Source organism: Erwinia sp. 198 (genome assembly GCF_003937915.1).
Classification (GTDB): domain Bacteria; phylum Pseudomonadota; class Gammaproteobacteria; order Enterobacterales; family Enterobacteriaceae; genus Erwinia; species Erwinia aeris.
Genome location: NZ_RHUM01000006.1, coordinates 215,646 through 238,535 on the forward strand (window position 1 = coordinate 215,646; position 22,890 = coordinate 238,535).

A 22,890-nucleotide genomic window follows, 5' to 3' on the forward strand; every position below is an offset into this window, starting at 1 on the left:
GGCGCCAGCCTGCAGGTATGCTGGCCTGACGAGACATTTCAGGAGTGACGGATGGCCACCTATCATCTTGATGCCCGCCTTGCGCAGGAAATCGTTGCCCGCACCATGAAAATAATTGACAGCAATGTCAACGTGATGGACGCACGTGGCCGGATCATCGGCAGCGGCGATCGGGAACGTATTGGAGAAATGCACGAAGGCGCGCTGTTGGCGCTGTCTCAGGCACGGATCGTGGATATTGATGAAGCGGTAGCAAGGCATCTTCACGGCGTGAGGCCCGGTATTAATTTGCCTATGCGTATCGACGGCGAGATCGTCGGCGTTATCGGCCTGACCGGCGAGCCGGAATCGCTGCGGCACTATGGCGAGCTGGTTTGCATGACGGCAGAAATGATGCTGGAACAGGCGCGACTGCTGCATATGCTGGCGCAGGACAGCCGTCTGCGCGAAGAGCTGGTGCTCAATCTTATTCGCAGCGACACGCTTTCTCCGGCGCTGAACGAATGGGCGCAGCGGTTACGCATCGATCTTAATCAGCCGCGCGTGGTGGCGGTGGTAGAGGTCGACAGTGGCCAGCTTGGCGTGGACAGCGCCATGTCAGAACTGCAGCAGCTGCAAACGCTGCTCACCACGCCAGAGCGGGATAATTTAATCGCCATCGTGTCGCTGACCGAGATGGTGGTGTTGAAACCCGCGTTTAATTCGCATGGCCGCTTTGACGCGGAAGACCACCGTAAACGAGTGGCGCTTTTGCAGTCCAGAATGAAGGAAAACGGCCATCTGCGGATGCGCATAGCGCTGGGCAACTTTTTTACCGGGCCGGGCAGCATTGCCCGCTCTTATCGCACCGCGCGCACCACCATGCTGGTAGGCAAACAGCGCATGCCGGAAGAACGTAGCTATTTCTATCAGGATCTGGTGTTGCCCGTGCTGCTGGACAGCCTGCGCGGCGGCTGGCAGGCCGGAGAGCTATCCCGGCCGCTGGCAAAGCTGAAGGCCATGGACAATAACGGTCTGCTGAGAAGAACCCTAATCGCCTGGTTCAGCCACAACGTGCAGCCTTCAGCTACCGCAAAAGCGCTTTATATTCATCGGAATACGCTGGAATACCGCCTTAACCGCATTTCCGAGCTGACAGGGCTGAACCTGAGCAGTTTTGACGACAGGCTGCTGCTTTACGTGGCGTTGCAGCTGGATGATGAGCCTTAAAGCGTTGACCGCAGAAGCTTAGAAAAGAGAGACCAATGCGTCAGGCTCTGACGCATTGAAGAACGGGGACAGAACAGGTAGCAACGACGCGCTTAGCGGCTATTGCGCGTCAGTTTTTCCAGATCGGCCTCGATTTCAGCGATCTTGTTGGTCACCACGCCTTCCAGATGACGCAGGTCGTCCAGGATTTTGCGTTTCAGATCGACTTCCACCCGATCGCGCTGGCAGATCTGATCCAGCTCGTCGATCACGTAACGCAGGTTAGGGCTGATCTCCTGGATCTCTTTAAATCCCTGGCTGACGTTATCGGCCACCACCGTTTTGCGCTGGCGCGGATATTTAAACTTCACGCTTTTAGCGAAAAACTCGCCTTTGTCTTTGCGAAAGTAGATTTTCAGAATGTCGTTACTGGCTTCCTGACGCAGGCTGTAGCGATCGATGTCGTCGGGATTGGCGATACCTAAACCTTTCAGATTGTCATACATAAGATTTTTTCCTGTGCGGGAGAATAGTCATTCGGCTGCGCTTTACAAATATTCTGTGGTGCAAGGTGCGGTTTTAACCGGCCGCGCTGCGGCTGCACGTTGCTCCCTGTGTTTGTCAGGCCTGCTCGTCCCGTGCTCAGCTGAGTATATGTGAAAATCTGAAAAGGAGGCCCGTACGCTTGTTGGCCGGGATTATCGCCTGGTTATTGCGCAATAGCATTACTTATTTTTTTATGGAAAACATCTTTTCAGGGCGGATGTGTAAAGAAATACTGACGGGCCGCAAAGCGCGGCCCGGAGGAGAATTAGTCGATGGTGCGTAGCAGTTCGTTGATGCCGACTTTGCCGCGGGTTTTCGCATCTACTTTTTTCACGATAACCGCGCAGTACAGGCTGTAGCTGCCGTCTTTGGAAGGCAGGTTGCCGGAAACCACCACGGAGCCGGCAGGCACGCGGCCGTAGTGCACTTCGCCGGTTTCGCGGTCGTAGATTTTGGTGCTCTGGCCGATATAGACGCCCATAGAAATCACCGCGCCTTCTTCAACGATCACGCCTTCCACGATTTCAGAGCGCGCACCAATAAAGCAATTGTCTTCGATGATGGTCGGGTTAGCCTGCAGCGGTTCCAGCACGCCGCCGATACCGACGCCGCCGGACAGGTGCACGTTTTTACCAATCTGTGCACAAGAGCCAACGGTCGCCCAGGTGTCCACCATTGAGCCTTCATCAACATAAGCGCCAATATTGACATAAGAAGGCATCAGCACGGTATTGCGTGCGATAAAAGCGCCCTGACGAACGGCAGCCGGTGGCACCACGCGGAAGCCTTCTTTCTTAAAGCGAGCGTCATCGTAATCGGCAAATTTCATCGGGACTTTATCGTAATAACGGCTTTCTGCGCCATCAATCACCTGATTGTCATTGATGCGGAAAGAGAGCAGCACGGCCTTTTTCAGCCACTGATGCGTCACCCACTGGCCGTCGATCTTCTCAGCCACGCGTAGCGCACCGCTGTCCAGCAGGGCGATAACCTGATTAACCGCTTCTCGCGTAACGGTATCGGCATTGGCTGGGGTAATCTCGGCGCGGCGCTCAAAGGCGCTCTCAATAACACTCTGTAACTGTTGCATGAATTAAGCTTTCCTGTGTCAAATCATGTTTCGGGACGCGCCTGTGGCTAATCGGCCGCGCGCCCGAAAGCGGGGTAAAAGTAAATCCTGGTCACACTTTATCGTTTGGATTAAGGGCCTCTGTCAACCGTTGTCGCAACTCGTGGCGTAATTCGCGGCTGAGCGCGCGCCGATCGCTGTTGGCCAGGATAAACAGATCCTCGACGCGCTCGCCGATGGTGCTGATGCGCGCGCCGTGCAGCGATACGTTCAGATCGGCGAAGATCTCCCCAACCCGTGCCAGCAGACCAGGCTGATCCAGTGCGATCAGTTCCATATAGGTGCGTCTGTCGGTATGGCTCGGTAAGAATTTCACTTCGGTATCCACGCTAAAATGTTTTAGCCTGGCCGACTGGCGACGGACTCTGGCTGGCTGGAAGCTGGTTTGCCCGATAGCCTGGTCCAGCGCCTGGCGGATCGCCTCGTGTCGATCCGGCGCCAGCGGGCTGCCGTCCGGCTCCAGCACGATAAAGGTATCCATCGCCATGCCGTCGCGGCTGGTAAAGATCTGCGCGTCGTGCACGCTAAGATTGCGTCTGTCCAGCTCGCCCGCCACGGTAGCGAACAGATAAGGGCGGTCCGGGCTCCAGATAAAAATTTCCGTGCCGCCGCGTGTCGCCTGAGGGCTGAGCAGCACCAGCGGCTTTGACAGATCGTGTTCCATCAAATGACGAGCGTGCCAGGCCAGCTGGTTCGGCGTGTGGCGCAGGAAATAGTCCGCCCGGCAACGCGCCCAGATATCGCGTAGCGCCTGCTCATCCAGATTGTCCATACGCAGCAGCGCCAACGCCTGCAAACGGTGATGACGAACGCGTTCGCGCAGGTCAGGGCTGTGTTCCATTCCGCGCCGCAGCTGTTTCTCTGTGGCAAAAAACAGCTCGCGCAGCAGGCTCTGCTTCCAGCTGTTCCACAGCGTTTCGTTGGTCGCGCAGATATCCGCTACGGTCAGACAAACCAGATAGCGCAGCCGGTTTTCGTTCTGCATCACCTCCGCGAAATGCTGGATCTCGGTGGGATCCTGAATATCGCGTCGCTGCGCGGTCACCGACATCAGCAGATGGTGGCGTACCAGCCAGGCGACCAGTTGGGTTTCCCGCGAGTTCAGCCCATGCAGCTCGGCAAACTCCAGCGCGTCCTGCGCGCCCAGCACGGAGTGATCGCCGCCGCGGCCTTTGGCGATATCGTGAAACAGCCCGGCCATCAGCAGCAGCTCCGGCTGCGGCAGACGCGGCCAAATCTCTACGCAGAGCGGGTGACGTGGGCGAGTCGCTTCATTGGCGAAGCTTTCCAGCTTTTGCAGGACGCGAATAGTATGCTCATCCACGGTATAGGCGTGAAACAGGTCAAACTGCATCTGGCCGACAATATTCCCCCACTGTGGCATATAGGCCCACAGCACGCTGTGACGATGCATGGGCACCAGCGCCCGGCTTACCGCGCCCGGATGCCGCAGGATCGACAGAAACAGCTCGCGCGCTGTGGGAAGCATGCACAGCGGCTGCTGAAGATGGCGACGGGCAAAGCGCAGCTGGCGCAGCGTGGCGGAATAGATACCGGTAATATTTGGCGTGCGCACCATCGTATAAAACATACGCATAATAGCGACCGGGTCGCGAGCGAACAGCGTTTCGTCAATCAGATCGATTAAGGTGCCGCGCAGCTGAAATTCATGGTCAATGGCGCGCGGTTTTTCATCCTCGCCCAGCGCCAGGATAGCCTCGTCGAACAGCTGTAGCAGCATCTGGTTCAGCTCGCCAATACGACCGGTCACGCGATAAAAATCTTTCATCATGCGCTCGACCGGCTCGTTGCCTTCGCCCTGATAGTTCAGACGCTGGGCCACATTCAGCTGGCGATCGAACAACAGCCGATTATCGTAGCGGCTAAGCGTCAGATGCAGGGCGAAACGTATGCGCCACAGCAGGGACTGACACTCGTTCAACTCGTTGCGCTCGGCCTGCGTCAGGAAGCCAAAACCGACCATTTCATCCAGGGACGTGGCGCCAAAGTGGCGGCGCGCCACCCACAGCAGCGTATGGATATCGCGTAGGCCGCCGGGACTGCTTTTGATATCCGGCTCCAGGTTATAACTGGTACCGTGATAGCGCTGGTGGCGCTCCTGCTGCTCGGTAATTTTGGCGGCGAAAAAGCGATCGGAAGGCCAGAAACCTTCACTGAAAACGTTTTTCTGCAGTTCGAGAAACAGCGCGACGTCGCCGACCAGCAGACGTGATTCAATCAGATTGGTCGCGACGGTAAGATCTGACAGGCCTTCCAACAGGCACTCTTCCAGCGTTCTCACGCTGTGGCCCACTTCCAGCTTCAAATCCCACATCAGCGTCAGCAGCTCGCTGGTGCGCTGGGCATCCTCTTCGGAAAGCGGTCGCCGGCTCAGGAGCAACACATCAATATCGGAAAGAGGATGCAGCTCGGCCCGCCCGTAGCCGCCCACGGCAACCAGCGCAATATCTTCCTGCTCCGGGAAACCGTAAAAGCGCCACAGGCGACGCAGCAGGCGATCGATAAACAGCGTGCGGGCGGCGATAAGCTGCTCAACGGCTTCTCCGGCGTCAAAGGCCTGGCCCAGCCGCTGCTGGAAGTCATCAAGGTGCTGCTTCAGCGTATCGCGCGTCAGCTCCGCATCTGTCCATTCAGCAGGAGAATATGCCTGCCCGTAATCTCTAATTATCGTGTTCACGCCAGCGCTCCCGCATTCTCTGCCGCACAAAGACAAGCAGTGACAATAGCGTTTACCGGCACCAGAGATCAAAAGAAACTGGCAGATAGCGGATGGGATTTTTACCGCCGTGCTGGCTGGCAGAGCGGTAATAAAAAGAGTGAAGCTAAATGATGAGGGAGTGGCCTGCCTCACTGTCGGCGGTCAGAGAACGAACAGAGCGCTATTTAAACCAGGCCGCAACGGCGGCAATAGCGGCAAGCGTGGCGGGAATAATTGTCAGCAACAGAACGGTTTGCTTGTTGATAGCTTTCTGTAACGTCTCGTGAATTTCACCCCGCAACGACACGATGTCGCTTTTCAGCTCGCCACGCAACGAAACAATGTCGCCTTTCAGCTCGCCCCGCAAGGAGACAATGTCGCCTTTCAGCTCGCCTCTTAACGAGGCCATTTCCTCCTTGAGCTCGCCGCGCATTGTCGCCATTTCAGTGCGAATATTCGCGACATCGGCGTGGGTGGCGAAACTCTCGGAACGCACGGTAAGCACAGCCAGATTGTGGCTGATTACGGCGACATCGTTTTCAAGCTTCCTTACTCGCGGTTCGATATTCTCTGTCATGCCTCCTCCTCCGTCGCCGCCTGAAGAGCGCAGCGCAGGCAGTCCGGGTTCACGATCGGCGTTATTCAAAGGTGCATCCCTGAGCGCGTAACCCATAGCTGCCTCCTTGATTCGTTTCCTCCTCTGGCCAGCGTGCGGCCACAGAGCAGAGGCACAGGCCTCCACAATTTCCACGGCGTCCCAAATCATTATTAACTGTTTGCGCTAAAAGGAATGGCTTTTCCATTTGCTTGATCTCCCTGTGTAAATTAACGGCTTCCTGCAGAAAGGCTACGGGATAATGCCCCTACACTTTTCATGTCTTGAGCAATTTACAACCACAAGGTTAATCAGGTCCAATGAAAAAAAGTGTTCGTAAACCCTGGGCTGGATAGAAAACCCCGGTAGGCAGGCAGCAAGAACGGTGAAGTAAGGTCTGGGGTGAGAAAAGCAAGGCTTTTGACCCGGCAGCAAAGCTGCCTGCCGGGTTGTTTCACAGAGATTAGGCGTCGGCGGTCAGGATTGCCGGAATCGTGTCGTCTTTACGCAGCGTCATAATCTCGCAGCCGGTTTCCGTCACCACGAGGGTGTGCTCATACTGGGCGGAGAGACTGCGGTCTTTGGTTTTCACCGTCCAGCCGTCTTTCATGCTGCGAATGCGATAATCGCCTGCGTTAACCATCGGCTCGATGGTAAAGGCCATACCGGCCTGTAGCACCACGCCGCCGTCGTCCGCATCATAGTGCAGCACCTGCGGCTCTTCATGAAAACCTTTGCCGATGCCGTGACCGCAATATTCGCGTACTACGGAAAAGTCCTGTGCTTCAACAAATTTCTGGATTTCGCGACCGATAGTGCGCAGGCGGATCCCTGGCTTAACCATACGCAGCGCCAGATAGAGGCTCTCCTGAGTTACGCGACAAAGGCGTTCGCCCTGGATAGTCGGTTTGCCGACGATATACATTTTAGAGGTGTCGCCGTGATATTCGTCTTTAATAACCGTTACGTCGATATTGACGATATCGCCATCCTTCAGGATTTTGTCATCGCTTGGGATCCCATGGCACACCACTTCATTGACCGAGATGCAAACGGATTTAGGAAAGCCATGATAGCCCAGGCTGGCCGAAACGGCTTGCTGGGTGTTAACGATATAGTCATGACACAGGCGATCGAGTTCGCCGGTACTGACGCCGGGCTTGACGTGCTCTTCGATCATTTCCAGCACTTCAGCCGCCAGGCGACCGGCTACGCGCATTTTCGCGATTTCTTCAGGGGTTTTGATTGTAATTGCCATTAATTTAGTCCGCAGCTGTCGCTATTTTCGACAATAATAAAGGAAGTGCAGCAATGTTAGCAGCCCACCTGGCCGCTGCCAATTCCCGTTTACGGCGCGGCGGGTAAAGCGAACAATCATTGGCTTCGCCTGCGTCTTTATGATATAAAGCGCGCCGACGATTCTCTGTGGGCAAGATTGCAGAGAAACGCATAACTCTCACTATGTGTAAATAACACACATGTATCGACACGTACGCCGGGGTGCCTTAAGCGCTGCGTAAGCGGCCTGAGAGGTCGGTCGTATGGGATACATGGAGGCTTAACCCCAATCAATTTACAGAGGTAATCATGGCAACTGTTTCCATGCGCGACATGCTCAAGGCTGGTGTACACTTCGGTCACCAGACCCGTTACTGGAACCCAAAAATGAAGCCATTCATTTTCGGCGCTCGTAACAAAGTTCACATCATCAACCTTGAAAAAACCGTACCAATGTTCAACGAAGCTCTGGCTGAACTGAACAAAATCGCTGCCCGTAAAGGCAAGATTCTGATGGTTGGTACCAAGCGCGCTGCAAGCGAAGCGGTAAAAGAGTCTGCGCTGAGCTGCGACCAGTTCTTCGTAAACCATCGCTGGTTAGGCGGTATGCTGACTAACTGGAAAACCGTTCGTCAGTCCATCAAACGTCTGAAAGATCTGGAAACTCAGTCTCAGGATGGCACCTTTGACAAACTGACCAAAAAAGAAGCGCTGATGCGTGCTCGTGAACTGGCCAAGCTGGAAAACAGCCTGGGCGGTATCAAAGACATGGGCGGCCTGCCAGACGCGCTGTTCGTTGTCGATGCTGACCACGAACACATTGCTATCAAAGAAGCAAACAACCTGGGCATCCCGGTTTTCGCTATCGTTGATACCAACTCTGATCCAGACGGCGTTGACTACATCATCCCAGGCAACGACGATGCAATCCGTGCTGTAAGCCTGTATCTGAACGCTGTGGCTACCACCGTACGTGAAGGCCGCTCTCAGGACCTGGCTCAGCAGGCAGAAGAAAGCTTCGCTGAAGCTGAGTAATAAGGTTTGCTCCACAGAGAGCCCTTATACCCGTCAGGGTAAAATCAGATGTTAATCTGTAAGGGGCCTTTATTGGCCCCTTTATTTTGAATTCGCTTTGCCGCTGGTGACCCATCGGCGGGGCAATATTTCTCCCGAGAAACAGGCATCTGTTGTGGCGCCATCAGGCGAACCGGGCAGGTGCTGAGCTAACCGAGGATTCGAGAATGGCTGAAATTACTGCTGCTCTGGTAAAAGAACTGCGCGAGCGCACTGGCGCTGGCATGATGGATTGTAAAAAAGCGCTGACCGAAGCTAGCGGCGACATCGAGCTGGCGATCGAGAACATGCGTAAATCTGGCGCGATCAAAGCGGCGAAAAAAGCAGGCAACGTGGCTGCTGACGGCGTGATCAAAACCAAAATCGACGGCAACTACGGCGTGATCCTGGAAGTTAACTGCCAGACCGACTTCGTTGCTAAAGACGGCGGTTTCCAGGCGTTCGCTGACAAGGTGCTGGATGCGGCTGTTGCCGGCAAAATCACCGATGTTGAAGTGCTGAAAGCGCAGTTCGAAGAAGAGCGCGTTGCGCTGGTTGCTAAAATCGGCGAAAACATCAACATTCGTCGCGTTGCGACCCTGGAAGGCGATGTGCTGGGCAGCTACCTGCACGGCGCGCGTATCGGCGTACTGATCTCTGCAACCAACGCTGACGAAGAGCTGGTTAAGCAGCTGGCGATGCACGTCGCGGCAAGCAAGCCAGAATTCGTTAAGCCAGAAGACGTTTCTGCGGACGTGGTAGAGAAAGAATACCAGGTTCAGCTGGATATCGCGATGCAGTCCGGTAAGCCGAAAGAAATCGCAGAGAAAATGGTTGAAGGCCGCATGAAGAAATTCACCGGCGAAGTTTCTCTGACCGGTCAGCCTTTCGTGATCGACCCGTCTAAAACCGTTGGCCAGCTGCTGAAAGAGCAGGGCGCTGACGTGGTTAACTTCATCCGCTTTGAAGTGGGCGAAGGCATTGAGAAAGCCGAGACCGATTTCGCAGCAGAAGTTGCGGCAATGTCCAAGCAGTCTTAATCGTTTGACCAGAACCGCCATCCGGCGGTTCTTTTTTATCTGCCGTATCCGGCAATTTTCAGTCTCATCCCAATAGCATTTTCTCACTACTCGCGGGATGATAGCGCAGATTTAACTCCTCAATACTGCTTCCAGGAAAAAAACCATGGCGACCAATGCAAAACCTGTTTATCAACGTATCCTGCTGAAACTGAGCGGCGAAGCTCTGCAAGGCGCGGATGGCTTCGGCATCGACGCCAGCGTGCTGGATCGTATGGCTCAGGAAGTGAAGGAACTGGTTGAGCTGGGTATTCAGGTAGGTGTGGTTATCGGTGGCGGCAACCTGTTCCGCGGTGCGGGCCTGGCACAGGCCGGCATGAATCGCGTTGTGGGCGACCACATGGGTATGCTGGCAACCGTAATGAACGGTCTGGCGATGCGTGACGCGCTGCACCGCGCCTACGTGAATGCTCGTCTGATGTCGGCTATTCCGCTGAACGGCGTATGTGACAACTACAGCTGGGCAGAAGCGATCAGCCTGCTGCGCAACAACCGCGTGGTGATCTTCTCCGCCGGTACCGGCAACCCGTTCTTTACTACGGATTCGGCGGCCTGCCTGCGCGGCATCGAAATCGAAGCGGATGTCGTGCTGAAAGCGACCAAGGTCGACGGCGTTTACTCTGACGATCCGGTAAAAAATCCGGACGCCACGATGTACGATCAGCTGAGCTACACCGAAGTGTTGGAACGTGAATTGAAAGTCATGGATCTGGCCGCCTTTACGCTGGCCCGCGACCATAAACTGCCGATCCGCGTCTTCAATATGAACAAGCCGGGCGCGCTGCGCCGCGTAGTGATGGGTGAAAAAGAAGGCACCCTGATTACGCAATAATGTCCGTTAGCACATAAAATAAGGTATATTCTGCCTTTGTAGTGCGTTACGCACGCTAACAGATAGCTAACAGGCTCTGCCGGGCCTGTCAGGTTAACCAGAATTCAAGGGTTACAACGTGATTAACGAAATCAGAAAAGATGCTGAAACGCGCATGGACAAGTGCCTGGAAGCATTTAAGAACCACATCAGCAAAATTCGTACCGGCCGCGCGTCGCCAAGTATTCTTGACGGCATCATGGTCGATTATTACGGCTCCGCCACGCCGCTGCGTCAGCTGGCCAGCGTAACCGTAGAAGATTCCCGCACGCTGAAAATCAACGTATTTGACCGCTCGATCAGCGCGGCCGTTGAAAAAGCGATCATGGCTTCTGACCTGGGCCTGAACCCAAGCTCAGCGGGCAGCGATATTCGCGTGCCGCTTCCGGCGCTGACGGAAGAACGTCGTAAAGATCTGATCAAAATCGTGCGCGGCGAAGCCGAGCAGGGTCGCGTTTCCGTACGTAACGTGCGTCGCGACGCCAACGATAAGGTGAAAGCGCTGCTGAAAGACAAAGAAATCAGCGAAGATGAAGAGCGTCGTTCTCAGGATGATATCCAGAAAATGACCGACGTGTTCATCAAGAAAGTCGATGCCGCGCTGGCAGAAAAAGAAGCGGAGCTGATGGACTTCTGAGTCGATCCGCGCCGTGACTTAACGCCGTACAGGTTGCCTTCTTCGGGGGGTAGTCTTACGGCGTTTTGCATTTAATTCCCTGGCTGGCGACTTATCGTCGCAGGTCACTACACAGAGCACCTTCATGAAGCAACTGACCATTCTCGGTTCCACCGGTTCAATCGGTACCAGCACGCTGGCCGTCATTAAAGCGAATCCCGATCTGTTCGCCGTTAAGGCGCTGGTTGCCGGGCATAACGTCGGGCTGATGGCGGAACAGTGTCTCGCTTTCCGGCCGGCTTATGCGGCCATGGCCGACGAGAAGTCCGCCAGCACGTTACGGCTGCGGTTGAAAGAGCTGAACGTGGCGACCGAGGTGCTGAGCGGCGAACAGGCAGCCTGCGATCTGGCCGCGCTGGACGACGTGGATCAGGTTATGGCGGCGATCGTCGGCGCGGCAGGCCTGCTGCCGACGCTGGCGGCCATACGTGCCGGTAAGGCCGTCCTGCTGGCTAACAAAGAGTCGCTGGTCACCTGCGGCCAGCTGTTTCTGGAGGCGGTAAGCGAATTTAAAGCGCAGCTGCTGCCGGTTGATAGCGAGCATAATGCCATTTTTCAGAGTTTGCCCGCTTCCCTCCAGCGCCAGTTAGGATACGCTTCTCTACAAGATAATGGCATTGACAGCATTATTCTTACGGGGTCGGGTGGCCCTTTTCGTGAAACGCCGCTGGCGGACCTGGCGCAGATGACGCCGGATCAGGCCTGCGCGCATCCGAACTGGACGATGGGGCGAAAAATCTCCGTCGATTCGGCCACCATGATGAATAAAGGTTTGGAATATATTGAAGCCCGCTGGCTGTTTAACGCGACCGACGCGCAGATGGAAGTGGTGCTGCATCCGCAATCGGTGATCCATTCCATGGTGCGCTACCGCGACGGCAGCGTGCTGGCGCAAATGGGGTCGCCGGATATGCGTACGCCTATCGCTCACGTGATGGCCTGGCCTCAGCGAGTGCAGTCCGGTGCAAAACCGTTGGATTTTGCCCGCATGAGCGCCCTGACGTTCGCCGAGCCGGACTACGCGCGTTATCCCTGCCTCAAGCTGGCTATCGACGCCTGTAAAACAGGACAGGCTGCGACGACCGCGCTGAACGCCGCTAATGAGATTGCCGTTGCCGCTTTTCTGGATGCGCAAATCCGTTTTACCGACATTGCGCGAGTGAATATGAGCGTTCTCGAAACGCTTTCCTGCCGCGAGCCGGAGAGCGTGGAGGCGGTGCTGGATATCGACAGGCGCGCGCGCGCTACGGCGAAAACCTGTTTGTCGCGTTTTCCAACCGCACGCTAACCAGCGCGCGTTTGTGGGGCAGGGGTGGAGGTGTTACAATCTGCGCCCGTCCTTAAAGCGACGTAGCAATACAGCGATAGCTGCCGTGGCCGACACGGCTTTTTTACGTCAAGCGGGCAAACTATTTCAGAAACCGTCGTATTTCTGATTAAAGGAAATAATTACGCGTTATGTCGTCCGAAAATCAAATAAAAACCGATGACCAGTCGGGAGAAAATCCCCGCCACGTGGCCATCATTATGGATGGCAATGGCCGCTGGGCCAAGAACCAGGGGAAAATGCGCATTACCGGCCATAAAGCGGGCGTAAAGTCCGTGCGTCGCGCGGTAAGCTTTGCCGTCAGCAATAAGCTGGATGCGCTGACCCTGTATGCCTTCAGCAGCGAAAACTGGAACCGTCCTCCGCAGGAAGTGATGGCGCTGATGGAGCTGTTTATGTGGGCTCTGGACAGCGAGGTGAAAAGCCTCCATAAGCATAACGTACGCCTGCGAATTATTGGCGATACGGGCCGATTTAACGCTCGTTTGCAGGAGCGTATCCGGCGCGCCGAGGAACTGACTCAGCAAAATAATGGACTTACCCTGAACATTGCCGCGAATTATGGCGGACGTTGGGATATTATTCATAGCGTCAGGAAAATTGCAGAACAGGTGCAGGAAGGTCTGGTTCGTCCGGATCAGATCGAGGAAGAAACCCTCGCCCAGCATCTTTGTCTCAACGATCTGGCTCCTGTGGATCTGGTAATAAGGACAGGGGGAGAGCATCGAATCAGTAACTTCTTGCTGTGGCAGGTTGCCTATGCGGAGTTCTTTTTTACCGATGTTCTCTGGCCTGATTTTGATGAACAAGTTTTTGAAGGTGCACTGAATGCGTTTGCACAACGAGAGCGTCGCTTTGGCGGCGCAGCACCCGGCGGCGCCTGAGCGCACTGGGGGTAATCCTTGCTGAAGTCACGCCTGATTACCGCATTGATACTTATCCCGATTGTGATTGCGGCGCTGTTTCTGCTGCCGCCTGCCGGTTTTGCTATCGTCACGCTGGCTATCTGTATGCTGGCGGCCTGGGAGTGGGGGCAGTTTGCTGGTCTGGCCTCCGGCTCTCAGCGCGTCTGGCTCGCGGTGCTGTGCGGACTGCTGCTGGCGTTCATGACGTTTACGCTGCCTGCTTACCATCCTGTTCATCTTCCCCTTATTGCGGGCTCGCTTTGGGCGGCGCTGGGCTGGTGGATAGTCGCGCTGCTGCTGGTGTTGACCTACCCCGTATCGGCGGCGCTGTGGCGCTCGTCCCGCGCTTTACGCCTGCTGTTTGGTATTCTGACCATTGTGCCCTTCTTCTGGGGCATGGTGGCGCTGCGCCAGTATCATTACGACAGCGACCATTTTGCCGGTGCCTGGTGGCTGCTCTACGTGCTGTTTCTGGTATGGGGCGCGGATTCCGGGGCCTACATGTTTGGTCGTCTGTTTGGCAAACACAAGCTGGCACCAAAGGTTTCGCCGGGTAAAACCTGGGAAGGTTTTTTTGGCGGCCTGGTCACTACGGGTATTATCGCCTGGCTGTTCGGGCTATGGGCACCGCTGAGCGTATCGCCTGTAACGCTGTTGACCTGTTCCATTGTCGCCACGCTGGCTTCCGTATTGGGCGATTTGACCGAGAGCATGTTCAAGCGCGAAGCGGGCATCAAAGACAGCGGACAGCTTATTCCAGGTCATGGTGGTATTCTGGATCGTATCGATAGCCTGACGGCGGCGGTGCCGGTATTCGCCTGCCTGCTGTTGCTGGCTTTCGGCACGCTATAAGGGACGTTATGTTGAGTATACTCTGGAGCCTTGGGGCCTTTATCGTTGCGCTGGGCATTCTGATCACCGTGCATGAATTTGGTCATTTCTGGGTGGCGCGCCGCTGCGGTGTCAAGGTCGAACGCTTCTCCGTCGGCTTTGGCAAGGCGCTGTGGCGACGTCGCGACAGCCAGGGCACCGAGTATGTTATCGCGCTGATCCCGCTGGGCGGCTACGTTAAAATGCTCGATGAACGCGTCGAAAGCGTGCCGCCGGAGCTTCGCCATCTCTCCTTTAATAATAAAAGCGTCGCGCAGCGCGCCGCTATTATCAGCGCCGGCCCGCTGGCTAATTTCCTGTTTGCCATCTTTGCCTATTGGCTGGTTTTTATCATCGGCGTACCTGGCGTACGGCCGGTGGTTGGTGAAATAGTGAGCGGTTCGCAGGCAGCCGAGGCGCAAATTGCGCCTGGAATGGAACTTAAGGCCGTTGACGGTATCGAAACGCCTGACTGGGAAGCTGTGCGGATGGCGCTGGTAGCGAAAATTGGCGACCAGCAGACTACGCTCAGCGTGGCGCCATTCGGCACCAGCCAGGTTCAGGACGTCCGGCTTGATTTGCGTAACTGGCATTTCGCGCCTGACAGAGAGGATCCGGTCGCGTCGCTGGGCATTCATCCTCGCGGTCCGCAGGTCGAAACCGTGCTGGCGGAAATCCAGTCCGGCTCCGCTGCGGCCAGAGCGGGTTTGCAAGCAGGCGACAGGATCGTTAAAGTCGGGGGTCAGCCGTTGGCGCAGTGGCAGCAGTTTGTCGCTGAGGTTCGCGATAATCCCGGCAGGCCACTAACGGTTGAAGTCGAGCGACAGGGCGCATCAGTGGCCCTGACGCTGACGCCGGATGTTAAGCCGGGCAATAAAGCGGAAGGGTTTGCGGGCGTGATCCCACGCATTGTTCCGCTGCCGGACGAATACAAAACGGTTCGTCAGTATGGGCCGTTTGCGGCCGTTGGCGAGGCCAGCGTCAAAACCTGGCAGCTCATGAAGCTGACGGTGACGATGCTGGGCAAGCTGATAGTTGGCGAAGTGAAGTTGAACAATCTCAGCGGGCCGATTTCTATCGCCCAGGGTGCTGGGATGTCGGCGGAATATGGCTTGATTTATTACCTGATGTTTCTCGCGCTAATCAGCGTGAATCTCGGGATTATCAATCTGTTCCCCTTGCCGGTATTAGATGGTGGACATTTGCTGTTTCTGGCGATCGAAAAGATCAAAGGTGGGCCGGTGTCTGAGCGAGTTCAGGACTTCAGTTATCGCATTGGCTCGGTTTTGCTGGTGCTGTTAATGGGGCTTGCACTATTCAATGATTTCTCGCGTCTCTGACAGGGTTGAACCTGCCTGATGCGAGAACCAGTTAGGAAGAATGCATAACAACGATGGCGATGAAAAAGTTGCTCATAGCGTCGCTGCTGTTTAGCAGCGCCACCGTATACGCGGCAGACGGCTTCGTGGTGAAGGATATCCATTTCGAAGGCCTGCAGCGAGTCGCCGTCGGGGCGGCATTGCTCAGTATGCCTGTCCGCGTAGGAGATACCGTCTCCGATGATGATCTCAGTAATACCATCCGCGCCCTTTTTGCGACCGGGAACTTCGAAGATGTTCAGGTTCTGCGCGACGGCAACACGCTGATCGTTCAGGTGAAAGAGCGTCCGACCATTGCCAGCATCACCTTCTCCGGCAACAAAGCGGTGAAGGATGACATGCTCAAGCAGAACCTTGAAGCGTCCGGCGTGCGTGTGGGCGAAGCCCTGGATCGCACCACTATCTCGACTATCGAGAAAGGGCTGGAGGATTTCTATTACAGCGTCGGTAAATACAGCGCCAGCGTTAAGGCCGTTGTCACACCGCTGCCGCGTAACCGCGTCGATCTGAAGCTGGTCTTTACCGAAGGCGTGTCTGCGAAAATTCAGCAGATCAACGTGGTCGGCAATAAAGCCTTCAGCTCGGACGAGCTGATCTCGCGCTTCCAGCTGCGTGATGAAGTGCCGTGGTGGAACCTGGTCGGCGACCGTAAGTATCAGAAACAGAAACTGGCGGGCGACCTGGAAACCCTGCGCAGCTTCTATCTGGATCGCGGCTATGCGCGCTTTAATATCGACTCCACGCAGGTCAGCCTGACGCCGGATAAAAAAGGCATTTATATCACCATCAATATTAACGAAGGCGAGCAGTACAAGCTTTCCGGCGTGGTGGTGAACGGCAGCATGGCGGGACACTCTGCGGAAGTTGAATCCCTGTCTAAAATTCAGCCGGGCGAACTCTATAACGGTGCCAAAGTCACCAAAATGGAAGATGACATCAAGAAGATGTTCGGTCGCTACGGTTATGCCTATCCGCGCGTCATGACGCAGCCGGAAATCAACGACGCGGATAAAACCGTGAAGCTGCACGTTAACGTGGATGCGGGCAACCGTTACTACGTGCGTAAAGTGCGTTTTGAAGGCAACGATACCTCGAAAGATTCCGTACTGCGTCGCGAAATGCGTCAGATGGAAGGCGCGTGGCTGGGTAGCGATCTGGTCGAGCAGGGCAAAGAGCGCCTGAATCGTACTGGCTACTTTGAAACGGTGGAAACCGATACGCAGCGCGTGCCTGGTGCTCCCGATCAGGTAGACGTGGTCTACAAGGTCAAAGAACGCAACACCGGTACCTTTAACTTCGGCGTGGGTTACGGTACGGAAAGCGGCGTCAGCTTCCAGGTCGGCGTTACGCAGGAAAACTGGCTGGGCACGGGTAATACCGTCGGCATCAGCGGCACCAAAAACGATTACCAGACCTATGCTGAATTCTCGCTGACCGATCCGTACTTTACGGTCGACGGCGTCAGCCTGGGCGGTCGCGTCTTCTATAACGACTTTAAAGCGGATGACGCGGATCTGTCTGACTATACCAACAAAAGCTATGGTCTGGACGGTACGCTGGGCTTCCCGGTTAACGAGAACAATACGCTGCGCGTGGGTCTGGGCTATGTCCATAACGACCTGTCTAACATGCAGCCGCAGATCGCCATGTTCCGTTATCTGCGCTCCATGGATCAGAACCCGGATTTGAACAAAGACGCTGACTATTCCGCAGACGACTTCACGTTCAACTACGGCTGGACATACAACACGTTGGATCGCGGCTTCTTCCCGACCTCGGGTAACCGTACCAACCTGAATGGTAAAATCACTATTCCAGGCTCTGATAACGCCTTCTACAAAGCGACGCTGGATACGCAGCAGTATCTGCCGCTGAACCAGGATCGTACGTGGGTGCTGTTGGGGCGTGGTCGTGTAGGCTATGGTGATGGACTGAGCGGCAAAGAACTGCCGTTCTACGAGAACTTCTATGCGGGTGGCTCAAGCACCGTACGTGGTTTCCGCTCCAACACCATTGGTCCGAAGGCGGCTTACTACAATAACAACTCCAGCACCTGCTCAACGGGAACGCTGTGTGATTCCAACGATGCGGTCGGCGGTAACGCGATGGCGACAGCCAGCGCCGAGCTGATCACACCAACGCCGTTCCTTAGCGAGAAATATGCGAATTCCGTGCGTACCTCGCTGTTCGTTGATGCCGGTACCGTGTGGGATACCGCATGGGAAAATACCGCAGAAACGCGTGCGGCAGGAATTCCGGACTACAGCGAGCCGGGCAATATTCGTATGTCGGCCGGTCTGGCGCTGCAGTGGATGTCACCACTGGGGCCGCTGGTCTTCTCATACGCTCAGCCGTTCAAGAAATATGATGGTGATAAAGCCGAACAGTTCCAGTTTAATATCGGTAAAACCTGGTAAGCTGCTACGCTTTGCAAACTTTGAGGAAAGCGCTGTCTGACTTTTCTCAACGCTCGCGGTGTGACACCGTGAGTATCGCGCCGTTCACTGGCAGCCTCGCGCTGCCTAAACGCGCAACACATGTGTCCTGGACACAAACGTTGATGGTAAGGAGTTTATAGTGAAAAAGTTGTTGTGTGCCGCAGGCCTCTCTCTCGCTCTGGCAGTTTCCGCCGGCGCTCAGGCCGCTGACAAGATTGCAGTGGTAAACGTTTCCAGCATTTTCCAACAGTTACCGGCGCGTGCGACAGTTGCGAAACAGCTTGAAAATGAGTTTAAAGGCCGTGCGACTGAACTGCAGGGAATGGAACGCGATCTGCAAACCAAAATGCAGCGTCTGCAGCGTGACGGTTCTACCATGAAAGCAAGCGAGCGCAGCCGTCTGGAAAAAGACGTTATGGCGCAGCGTGAAACCTTCTCCAGCAAAGCGCAGGCTTTCGAGCAGGATAACCGTCGCCGTCAGGCAGAAGAGCGTAACAAGATCCTGAGCCGTATTCAGGATGCAGTGAAAAAAGTTGCGGCTGACGAAGGTTACGACGTCGTGGTCGATGCCAACGCCGTGGCTTATGCCAGCTCATCCAAAGACATCACTGCTGATGTTCTGAAACAGGTTAAATAATCAATGTCTTCAATTCGACTGGCTGATTTAGCCCAGCAGTTGGATGCAGATTTGCACGGAGATGGCGATATCGTCATCTCCGGCATTGCTTCTATGCAATCCGCCCAATCCGGTCAAATCACCTTTCTTTCCAACAGCCGCTATCGCGAACAGCTGGCAGCCTGTAAGGCTTCCGCCGTGGTGCTGCAGGCGGCGGACGTAGAATTTTGCCAGAGTGCTGCTCTGGTGGTGAAAGACCCTTACCTGACCTATGCGCGTATGGCGCAGATTCTGGACACCACGCCGCAGCCAGCGACGAATATTGCGCCAGGCGCAGTTATCGACGCCACGGCAAAGCTGGGTAAAAATGTTTCCGTCGGCGCGAACGCCGTTATCGAATCCGGCGTAGAGCTGGGCGATAACGTGGTGATTGGTGCCGGCTGCTTTATTGGTAAAAACACCCGTATTGGCGCAGGCTCGCGCCTGTGGGCCAACGTTTCCGTCTATCACGAAGTACAGATCGGCGAAAACTGCCTGATCCAGTCCGGCACCGTTATCGGTGCGGACGGCTTTGGCTATGCGAACGATCGCGGCAACTGGGTGAAAATCCCGCAGCTGGGCACGGTAATTATCGGCGATCGCGTTGAGATCGGCGCCTGTACCACTATCGATCGCGGCGCGTTGGATAACACTCAGATTGGGAATGGTGTTATCATTGACAACCAGTGCCAGATTGCACACAACGTGGTGATTGGCGACAATACCGCGGTAGCAGGCGGCGTAATCATGGCGGGCAGCCTGAAAATCGGCCGCTACTGCATGATTGGCGGCGCCAGCGTGATCAACGGCCACATGGAAATTTGTGACAAAGTGACGGTCACGGGGATGGGAATGGTTATGCGACCAATCACTCAACCTGGGGTATACTCGTCCGGGATCCCGCTGCAACCGAATAAAAACTGGCGTAAAACCGCCGCGCTGGTCATGAACATCGATGAGATGAGCAAGCGCTTAAAAGCTGTTGAGCGTAAAGTCAGCGCGGAGTGAGCGTCTGGTTGTTGAACCGCCTTCACTATTCCGCCGCACCTTGTGGAATATAAAAAGAATGCTAAGCATGGAAGGCTGGTGCACGGAAACTGATTTGCGGCCTGCGGACGACGCTCTCGTTGCAGGCCGTGTTATTGATGCCATCAGAATTTTTAGGACAGGAAGAGTATTTTGACTACTGAAACTCATACTCTGAAAATTGAAGAGATTATTGAACTACTGCCGCACCGCTATCCGTTTCTGCTGGTCGATCGCGTATTGGAATTTGAGGAACATAAGTTTCTGCGTGCGGTAAAAAACGTATCGGTCAACGAACCGTTTTTCCAGGGCCATTTCCCTGGTAAACCGATTTTTCCAGGCGTGCTGATTTTAGAAGCCATGGCACAGGCGACCGGTATTCTGGCGTTTAAAAGCGTGGGCAAACTTGAGCCGGGCGAGCTGTACTATTTTGCCGGCATCGATGAAGCCCGCTTCAAGCGTCCGGTCGTACCTGGCGATCAGATGATTATGGAAGTCACCTTCGAGAAAACCCGCCGTGGTCTGACCCGCTTTAAAGGCGTGGCGACCGTTGACGGTAAAATTGTCTGCGAAGCAACCATGATGTGTGCGCGCAGCCGGGAGGCGTAATTCGTGATTGATGAAACTGCTGTTATCCACCCCAGTTCAGTGATTGAAGAGGGCGCCATCATTGGCGCTCGCGTGCACATTGGCCCGTTTTGCTTTATCGGCGCTAACGCCGAGATTGGCGAAGGCACCGTGCTGAAATCGCACGTGGTCGTCAATGGGCATACGAAAATTGGTAAAGACAACACGATTTACCAGTTTGCGTCCATCGGCGAGGTCAACCAGGATCTGAAATATGCTGGCGAACCGACTCGTGTGGAGGTTGGCGATCGCAACAGCATCCGTGAAAGCGTCACCATCCATCGCGGCACCTCGCAGGCGGACGGCCTGACCAAAGTCGGCAGCGATAACCTGCTGATGGTTAACGTGCACGTTGCGCACGATTGCGTGATTGGCGACCACTGCATTCTTGCCAATAACGCTACGCTTGGCGGTCACGTCACCGTGGATGACTTTGCCATTATTGGCGGAATGACAGCCGTTCATCAATTCTGCATTATCGGCGCGCACGTTATGGTTGGCGGCTGTTCCGGCGTTGCTCAGGACGTTCCGCCTTTCGTGATCGCGCAGGGCAACCACGCCACGCCGTTCGGCATCAACCTGGTGGGCCTGCAGCGTCGCGGCTTCAGTAAAGAAGCGCTGCACGCGATCCGCAACGCCTATAAGGTACTTTACCGCAGCGGTAAAACGCTGGACGAAGCGAAGCCGGAAATCGCCGACATCGCTCGCGAACATCCTGAAGTGCAGCCGTTCTTCGATTTCTTTGCCCGTTCAACCCGGGGTCTGATCCGTTAAGCCATGCCTCAGCCATTAACGATAGCCCTCGTCGCCGGAGAAACCTCCGGCGATATTCTTGGTGCCGGGCTGATCCGCGCCCTGAAGAGCAAGCACCCGGATACGCGCTTTGTCGGCGTAGCCGGGCCGCTGATGCAGGCTGAAGGCTGTGAAGCCTGGTACGAAATGGAAGAGCTGGCGGTAATGGGCGTCGTGGAAGTGCTGGAACGCCTGCCGCGCCTGCTGAAGATCCGCCGCGATCTGACGCAGCGATTCAGCGAGCTTAAACCGGATGTCTTTGTCGGCATCGATGCGCCAGACTTTAATATTACGCTCGAAGGGCGCCTGAAGCAGCGTGGGATCCGCACCATCCATTACGTTAGTCCGTCCGTATGGGCGTGGCGACAGAAGCGCGTCTTCAAAATTGGCCGCTCGACCGATCTGGTGCTGGCGTTTCTACCCTTTGAAAAAGCCTTTTACGATCGCTATAACGTTCCCTGCCGCTTTATTGGTCATACAATGGCCGATACGATGCCGATCGAGCCGGACAAGCGCGCCGCGCGGCTGGAGCTGGGCATTGCGGAAGCGGTGCCTTGCCTGGCGCTGCTGCCGGGCAGCCGCAATGCGGAAGTAGAAATGCTCAGCGCTGATTTTCTGCGCACCGCGGTGCTGCTGCGCGCCAGGTGGCCCAATCTTGAAATCGTGGTGCCGTTGGTGAATCCACGGCGTCGCGAGCAGTTCGAAAAAATAAAAGCGGAAGTCGCGCCCGATTTGCCGATGCATCTGCTGGATGGCAAAGGCCGTCAGGCGATGATCGCCAGCGATGCGGCGCTGCTGGCTTCCGGCACGGCGGCGCTGGAGTGTATGCTGGCGAAATGCCCGATGGTGGTGGGCTATCGCATGAAGCCCTTTACCTTCTGGCTGGCGAAACGCCTGGTGAAAACCGATTACGTCTCGCTGCCAAATCTGTTAGCCGGTCGTGAGCTGGTGAAAGAGCTGTTGCAGGATGAGTGCCAGCCGGCACAGCTGGCGGCCGCGCTGGAACCGCTGCTGACGCAGGGCGAAGCCCGCGATCGCCTGCTGGCGACCTTTACCGAACTGCATCACCAAATTCGCTGGAATGCCGACGAGCAGGCCGCCGCCGCCGTACTGGAGCTGTGTTAATGAGTTTTATCTATCCCCAGGCCAGCCTGATTGCTGGCGTGGATGAAGTAGGCCGTGGCCCGTTAGTCGGCGCGGTCGTGACCGCTGCGGTTATCCTCGACCCGGCGAAACCGATCGTTGGCCTGGCCGACTCGAAGAAGCTGTCGGAAAAACGCCGTCTGGCGCTGTTCGATGAGATCAAAGAGAAGGCGTTAAGCTGGAGCCTGGGCCGCGCGGAGCCGGAAGAAATCGACCAGCTGAATATTCTGCACGCCACCATGCTGGCGATGCAGCGCGCCGTGGCGGGACTGGCGATCGTACCGGATTTTGTGCTGATCGACGGCAACCGCTGCCCGGCGCTGCCGATGCCCGCGCAGGCGGTGGTTAAAGGCGACAGCCTGGTGGCGGAAATCAGCGCCGCGTCGATTATTGCTAAAGTCACGCGCGACAGGGAAATGGCCGAGCTGGATCTTCTGTTCCCGCAGTATGGCTTCGCCCAGCACAAGGGCTACCCAACGGCGCTGCATATGGCGCGGCTGGCGCTGCACGGCGCTACGCCACATCATCGCCGCAGCTTCGCGCCGGTGCGCAATGCGCTGCTGGACGCCGAAGTGCTCGCTGCGGCTCGATAAC

The 22,890-nt window shown here is 55.8% G+C and carries 21 protein-coding genes; 16 read left to right on the forward strand and 5 right to left on the reverse strand.

The annotated features are described in order from the left end of the window. The first annotated feature begins 51 nt into the window (after positions 1-51). Complete coding sequence (locus EGK14_RS10700; protein WP_125289084.1) at positions 52-1,209, forward strand: CdaR family transcriptional regulator; 1,158 nt, start codon at positions 52-54, stop codon at positions 1,207-1,209. 92 nt (positions 1,210-1,301) lie between these two features. On the opposite strand, the gene EGK14_RS10705 is transcribed toward EGK14_RS10700, so the two are convergent. The 5 genes from EGK14_RS10705 to map form a co-directional block, all read right to left on the reverse strand. Beyond that, positions 1,302-1,694, reverse strand: a complete 393-nt coding sequence (locus tag EGK14_RS10705) for a DUF3461 family protein (RefSeq protein WP_125289085.1) — start codon at positions 1,692-1,694, stop codon at positions 1,302-1,304. Between the two features lie 305 nt (positions 1,695-1,999). Next, positions 2,000-2,824 carry a 2,3,4,5-tetrahydropyridine-2,6-dicarboxylate N-succinyltransferase gene (dapD, locus tag EGK14_RS10710; protein WP_125289086.1) on the reverse strand — a complete coding sequence of 275 codons (825 nt, stop codon included), beginning with the start codon at positions 2,822-2,824 and terminating at the stop codon, positions 2,000-2,002. Positions 2,825-2,915: 91 nt separating this feature from the next. Then, positions 2,916-5,561, reverse strand: coding sequence for a bifunctional uridylyltransferase/uridylyl-removing protein GlnD (gene glnD / locus EGK14_RS10715; protein WP_125289087.1), 2,646 nt, complete (start codon positions 5,559-5,561; stop codon positions 2,916-2,918). Positions 5,562-5,763: 202 nt separating this feature from the next. After that, positions 5,764-6,255, reverse strand: coding sequence for a hypothetical protein (locus tag EGK14_RS10720; protein WP_125289088.1), 492 nt, complete (start codon positions 6,253-6,255; stop codon positions 5,764-5,766). 385 nt (positions 6,256-6,640) lie between these two features. After that, positions 6,641-7,435 (reverse strand): type I methionyl aminopeptidase, encoded by a 795-nt coding sequence (map, locus tag EGK14_RS10725; protein ID WP_125289089.1) that lies wholly within the window; start codon positions 7,433-7,435, stop codon positions 6,641-6,643. 329 nt (positions 7,436-7,764) lie between these two features. On the opposite strand from map, the gene rpsB reads away from it, so the two are divergent. The 15 genes from rpsB to rnhB all read left to right on the forward strand — a co-directional run bounded on the left by rpsB (position 7,765) and on the right by rnhB (position 22,889). Beyond that, positions 7,765-8,490 (forward strand): 30S ribosomal protein S2, encoded by a 726-nt coding sequence (gene rpsB, locus EGK14_RS10730; protein ID WP_125289090.1) that lies wholly within the window; start codon positions 7,765-7,767, stop codon positions 8,488-8,490. Positions 8,491-8,696: 206 nt separating this feature from the next. Continuing rightward, positions 8,697-9,548 (forward strand): translation elongation factor Ts, encoded by an 852-nt coding sequence (tsf, locus tag EGK14_RS10735; RefSeq protein ID WP_125289091.1) that lies wholly within the window; start codon positions 8,697-8,699, stop codon positions 9,546-9,548. Between the two features lie 145 nt (positions 9,549-9,693). After that, a complete protein-coding gene (gene pyrH / locus EGK14_RS10740) occupies positions 9,694-10,419 on the forward strand; it encodes a UMP kinase (RefSeq protein WP_125289092.1) in 726 nt (241 codons plus the stop codon). 118 nt (positions 10,420-10,537) lie between these two features. Next, positions 10,538-11,095: a ribosome recycling factor gene (frr, locus tag EGK14_RS10745; protein ID WP_125289093.1), complete on the forward strand. Its 558-nt coding sequence runs from the start codon at positions 10,538-10,540 to the stop codon at positions 11,093-11,095. A gap of 124 nt (positions 11,096-11,219) precedes the next feature. Continuing rightward, complete coding sequence (ispC, locus tag EGK14_RS10750; protein WP_125289094.1) at positions 11,220-12,422, forward strand: 1-deoxy-D-xylulose-5-phosphate reductoisomerase; 1,203 nt, start codon at positions 11,220-11,222, stop codon at positions 12,420-12,422. Positions 12,423-12,592: 170 nt separating this feature from the next. Beyond that, positions 12,593-13,345 (forward strand): (2E,6E)-farnesyl-diphosphate-specific ditrans,polycis-undecaprenyl-diphosphate synthase, encoded by a 753-nt coding sequence (gene ispU / locus EGK14_RS10755; protein ID WP_125289095.1) that lies wholly within the window; start codon positions 12,593-12,595, stop codon positions 13,343-13,345. 18 nt (positions 13,346-13,363) lie between these two features. Then, positions 13,364-14,218 carry a phosphatidate cytidylyltransferase gene (gene cdsA / locus EGK14_RS10760; RefSeq protein WP_125289096.1) on the forward strand — a complete coding sequence of 285 codons (855 nt, stop codon included), beginning with the start codon at positions 13,364-13,366 and terminating at the stop codon, positions 14,216-14,218. Between the two features lie 8 nt (positions 14,219-14,226). Then, positions 14,227-15,576 carry a sigma E protease regulator RseP gene (rseP, locus tag EGK14_RS10765; RefSeq protein ID WP_125289097.1) on the forward strand — a complete coding sequence of 450 codons (1,350 nt, stop codon included), beginning with the start codon at positions 14,227-14,229 and terminating at the stop codon, positions 15,574-15,576. Between the two features lie 53 nt (positions 15,577-15,629). Continuing rightward, the gene (gene bamA, locus EGK14_RS10770; RefSeq protein ID WP_125289098.1) at positions 15,630-18,032 is read left to right on the forward strand and encodes an outer membrane protein assembly factor BamA; all 2,403 of its coding nucleotides are present in this window, start codon (positions 15,630-15,632) and stop codon (positions 18,030-18,032) included. A gap of 160 nt (positions 18,033-18,192) precedes the next feature. Next, positions 18,193-18,690: a molecular chaperone Skp gene (skp, locus tag EGK14_RS10775; RefSeq protein ID WP_125289099.1), complete on the forward strand. Its 498-nt coding sequence runs from the start codon at positions 18,193-18,195 to the stop codon at positions 18,688-18,690. A gap of 3 nt (positions 18,691-18,693) precedes the next feature. Beyond that, positions 18,694-19,716 carry a UDP-3-O-(3-hydroxymyristoyl)glucosamine N-acyltransferase gene (gene lpxD, locus EGK14_RS10780; protein ID WP_125289100.1) on the forward strand — a complete coding sequence of 341 codons (1,023 nt, stop codon included), beginning with the start codon at positions 18,694-18,696 and terminating at the stop codon, positions 19,714-19,716. A 171-nt stretch (positions 19,717-19,887) separates the two neighbouring features. After that, positions 19,888-20,343 (forward strand): 3-hydroxyacyl-ACP dehydratase FabZ, encoded by a 456-nt coding sequence (fabZ, locus tag EGK14_RS10785; RefSeq protein WP_024965665.1) that lies wholly within the window; start codon positions 19,888-19,890, stop codon positions 20,341-20,343. Positions 20,344-20,346: 3 nt separating this feature from the next. Further along, positions 20,347-21,135 carry an acyl-ACP--UDP-N-acetylglucosamine O-acyltransferase gene (lpxA, locus tag EGK14_RS10790; RefSeq protein ID WP_125289101.1) on the forward strand — a complete coding sequence of 263 codons (789 nt, stop codon included), beginning with the start codon at positions 20,347-20,349 and terminating at the stop codon, positions 21,133-21,135. Between the two features lie 3 nt (positions 21,136-21,138). Next, positions 21,139-22,278, forward strand: a complete 1,140-nt coding sequence (lpxB, locus tag EGK14_RS10795; protein ID WP_125289102.1) for a lipid-A-disaccharide synthase — start codon at positions 21,139-21,141, stop codon at positions 22,276-22,278. Then, on the forward strand, positions 22,278-22,889 hold the full coding sequence (gene rnhB, locus EGK14_RS10800; protein ID WP_125289103.1) for a ribonuclease HII: 612 nt from the start codon (positions 22,278-22,280) through the stop codon (positions 22,887-22,889). Before lpxB ends, rnhB begins: the two co-directional genes overlap by 1 nt. The last annotated feature ends 1 nt before the right edge of the window (position 22,890 follow it).

Coding starts and splice junctions, on each gene's coding strand:
- EGK14_RS10700 (WP_125289084.1), top strand. CDS start 52: ATGGCCACCTATCATCTTGATGCCCGCCTTGCGCAGGAAATCGTTGCC.
- lpxB (WP_125289102.1), top strand. CDS start 21,139: ATGCCTCAGCCATTAACGATAGCCCTCGTCGCCGGAGAAACCTCCGGC.
- ispC (WP_125289094.1), top strand. CDS start 11,220: ATGAAGCAACTGACCATTCTCGGTTCCACCGGTTCAATCGGTACCAGC.
- bamA (WP_125289098.1), top strand. CDS start 15,630: ATGGCGATGAAAAAGTTGCTCATAGCGTCGCTGCTGTTTAGCAGCGCC.
- dapD (WP_125289086.1), bottom strand. CDS start 2,824: ATGCAACAGTTACAGAGTGTTATTGAGAGCGCCTTTGAGCGCCGCGCC.
- lpxD (WP_125289100.1), top strand. CDS start 18,694: ATGTCTTCAATTCGACTGGCTGATTTAGCCCAGCAGTTGGATGCAGAT.
- pyrH (WP_125289092.1), top strand. CDS start 9,694: ATGGCGACCAATGCAAAACCTGTTTATCAACGTATCCTGCTGAAACTG.
- tsf (WP_125289091.1), top strand. CDS start 8,697: ATGGCTGAAATTACTGCTGCTCTGGTAAAAGAACTGCGCGAGCGCACT.
- rseP (WP_125289097.1), top strand. CDS start 14,227: ATGTTGAGTATACTCTGGAGCCTTGGGGCCTTTATCGTTGCGCTGGGC.
- rpsB (WP_125289090.1), top strand. CDS start 7,765: ATGGCAACTGTTTCCATGCGCGACATGCTCAAGGCTGGTGTACACTTC.
- EGK14_RS10720 (WP_125289088.1), bottom strand. CDS start 6,255: ATGGGTTACGCGCTCAGGGATGCACCTTTGAATAACGCCGATCGTGAA.
- ispU (WP_125289095.1), top strand. CDS start 12,593: ATGTCGTCCGAAAATCAAATAAAAACCGATGACCAGTCGGGAGAAAAT.
- EGK14_RS10705 (WP_125289085.1), bottom strand. CDS start 1,694: ATGTATGACAATCTGAAAGGTTTAGGTATCGCCAATCCCGACGACATC.
- rnhB (WP_125289103.1), top strand. CDS start 22,278: ATGAGTTTTATCTATCCCCAGGCCAGCCTGATTGCTGGCGTGGATGAA.
- map (WP_125289089.1), bottom strand. CDS start 7,435: ATGGCAATTACAATCAAAACCCCTGAAGAAATCGCGAAAATGCGCGTA.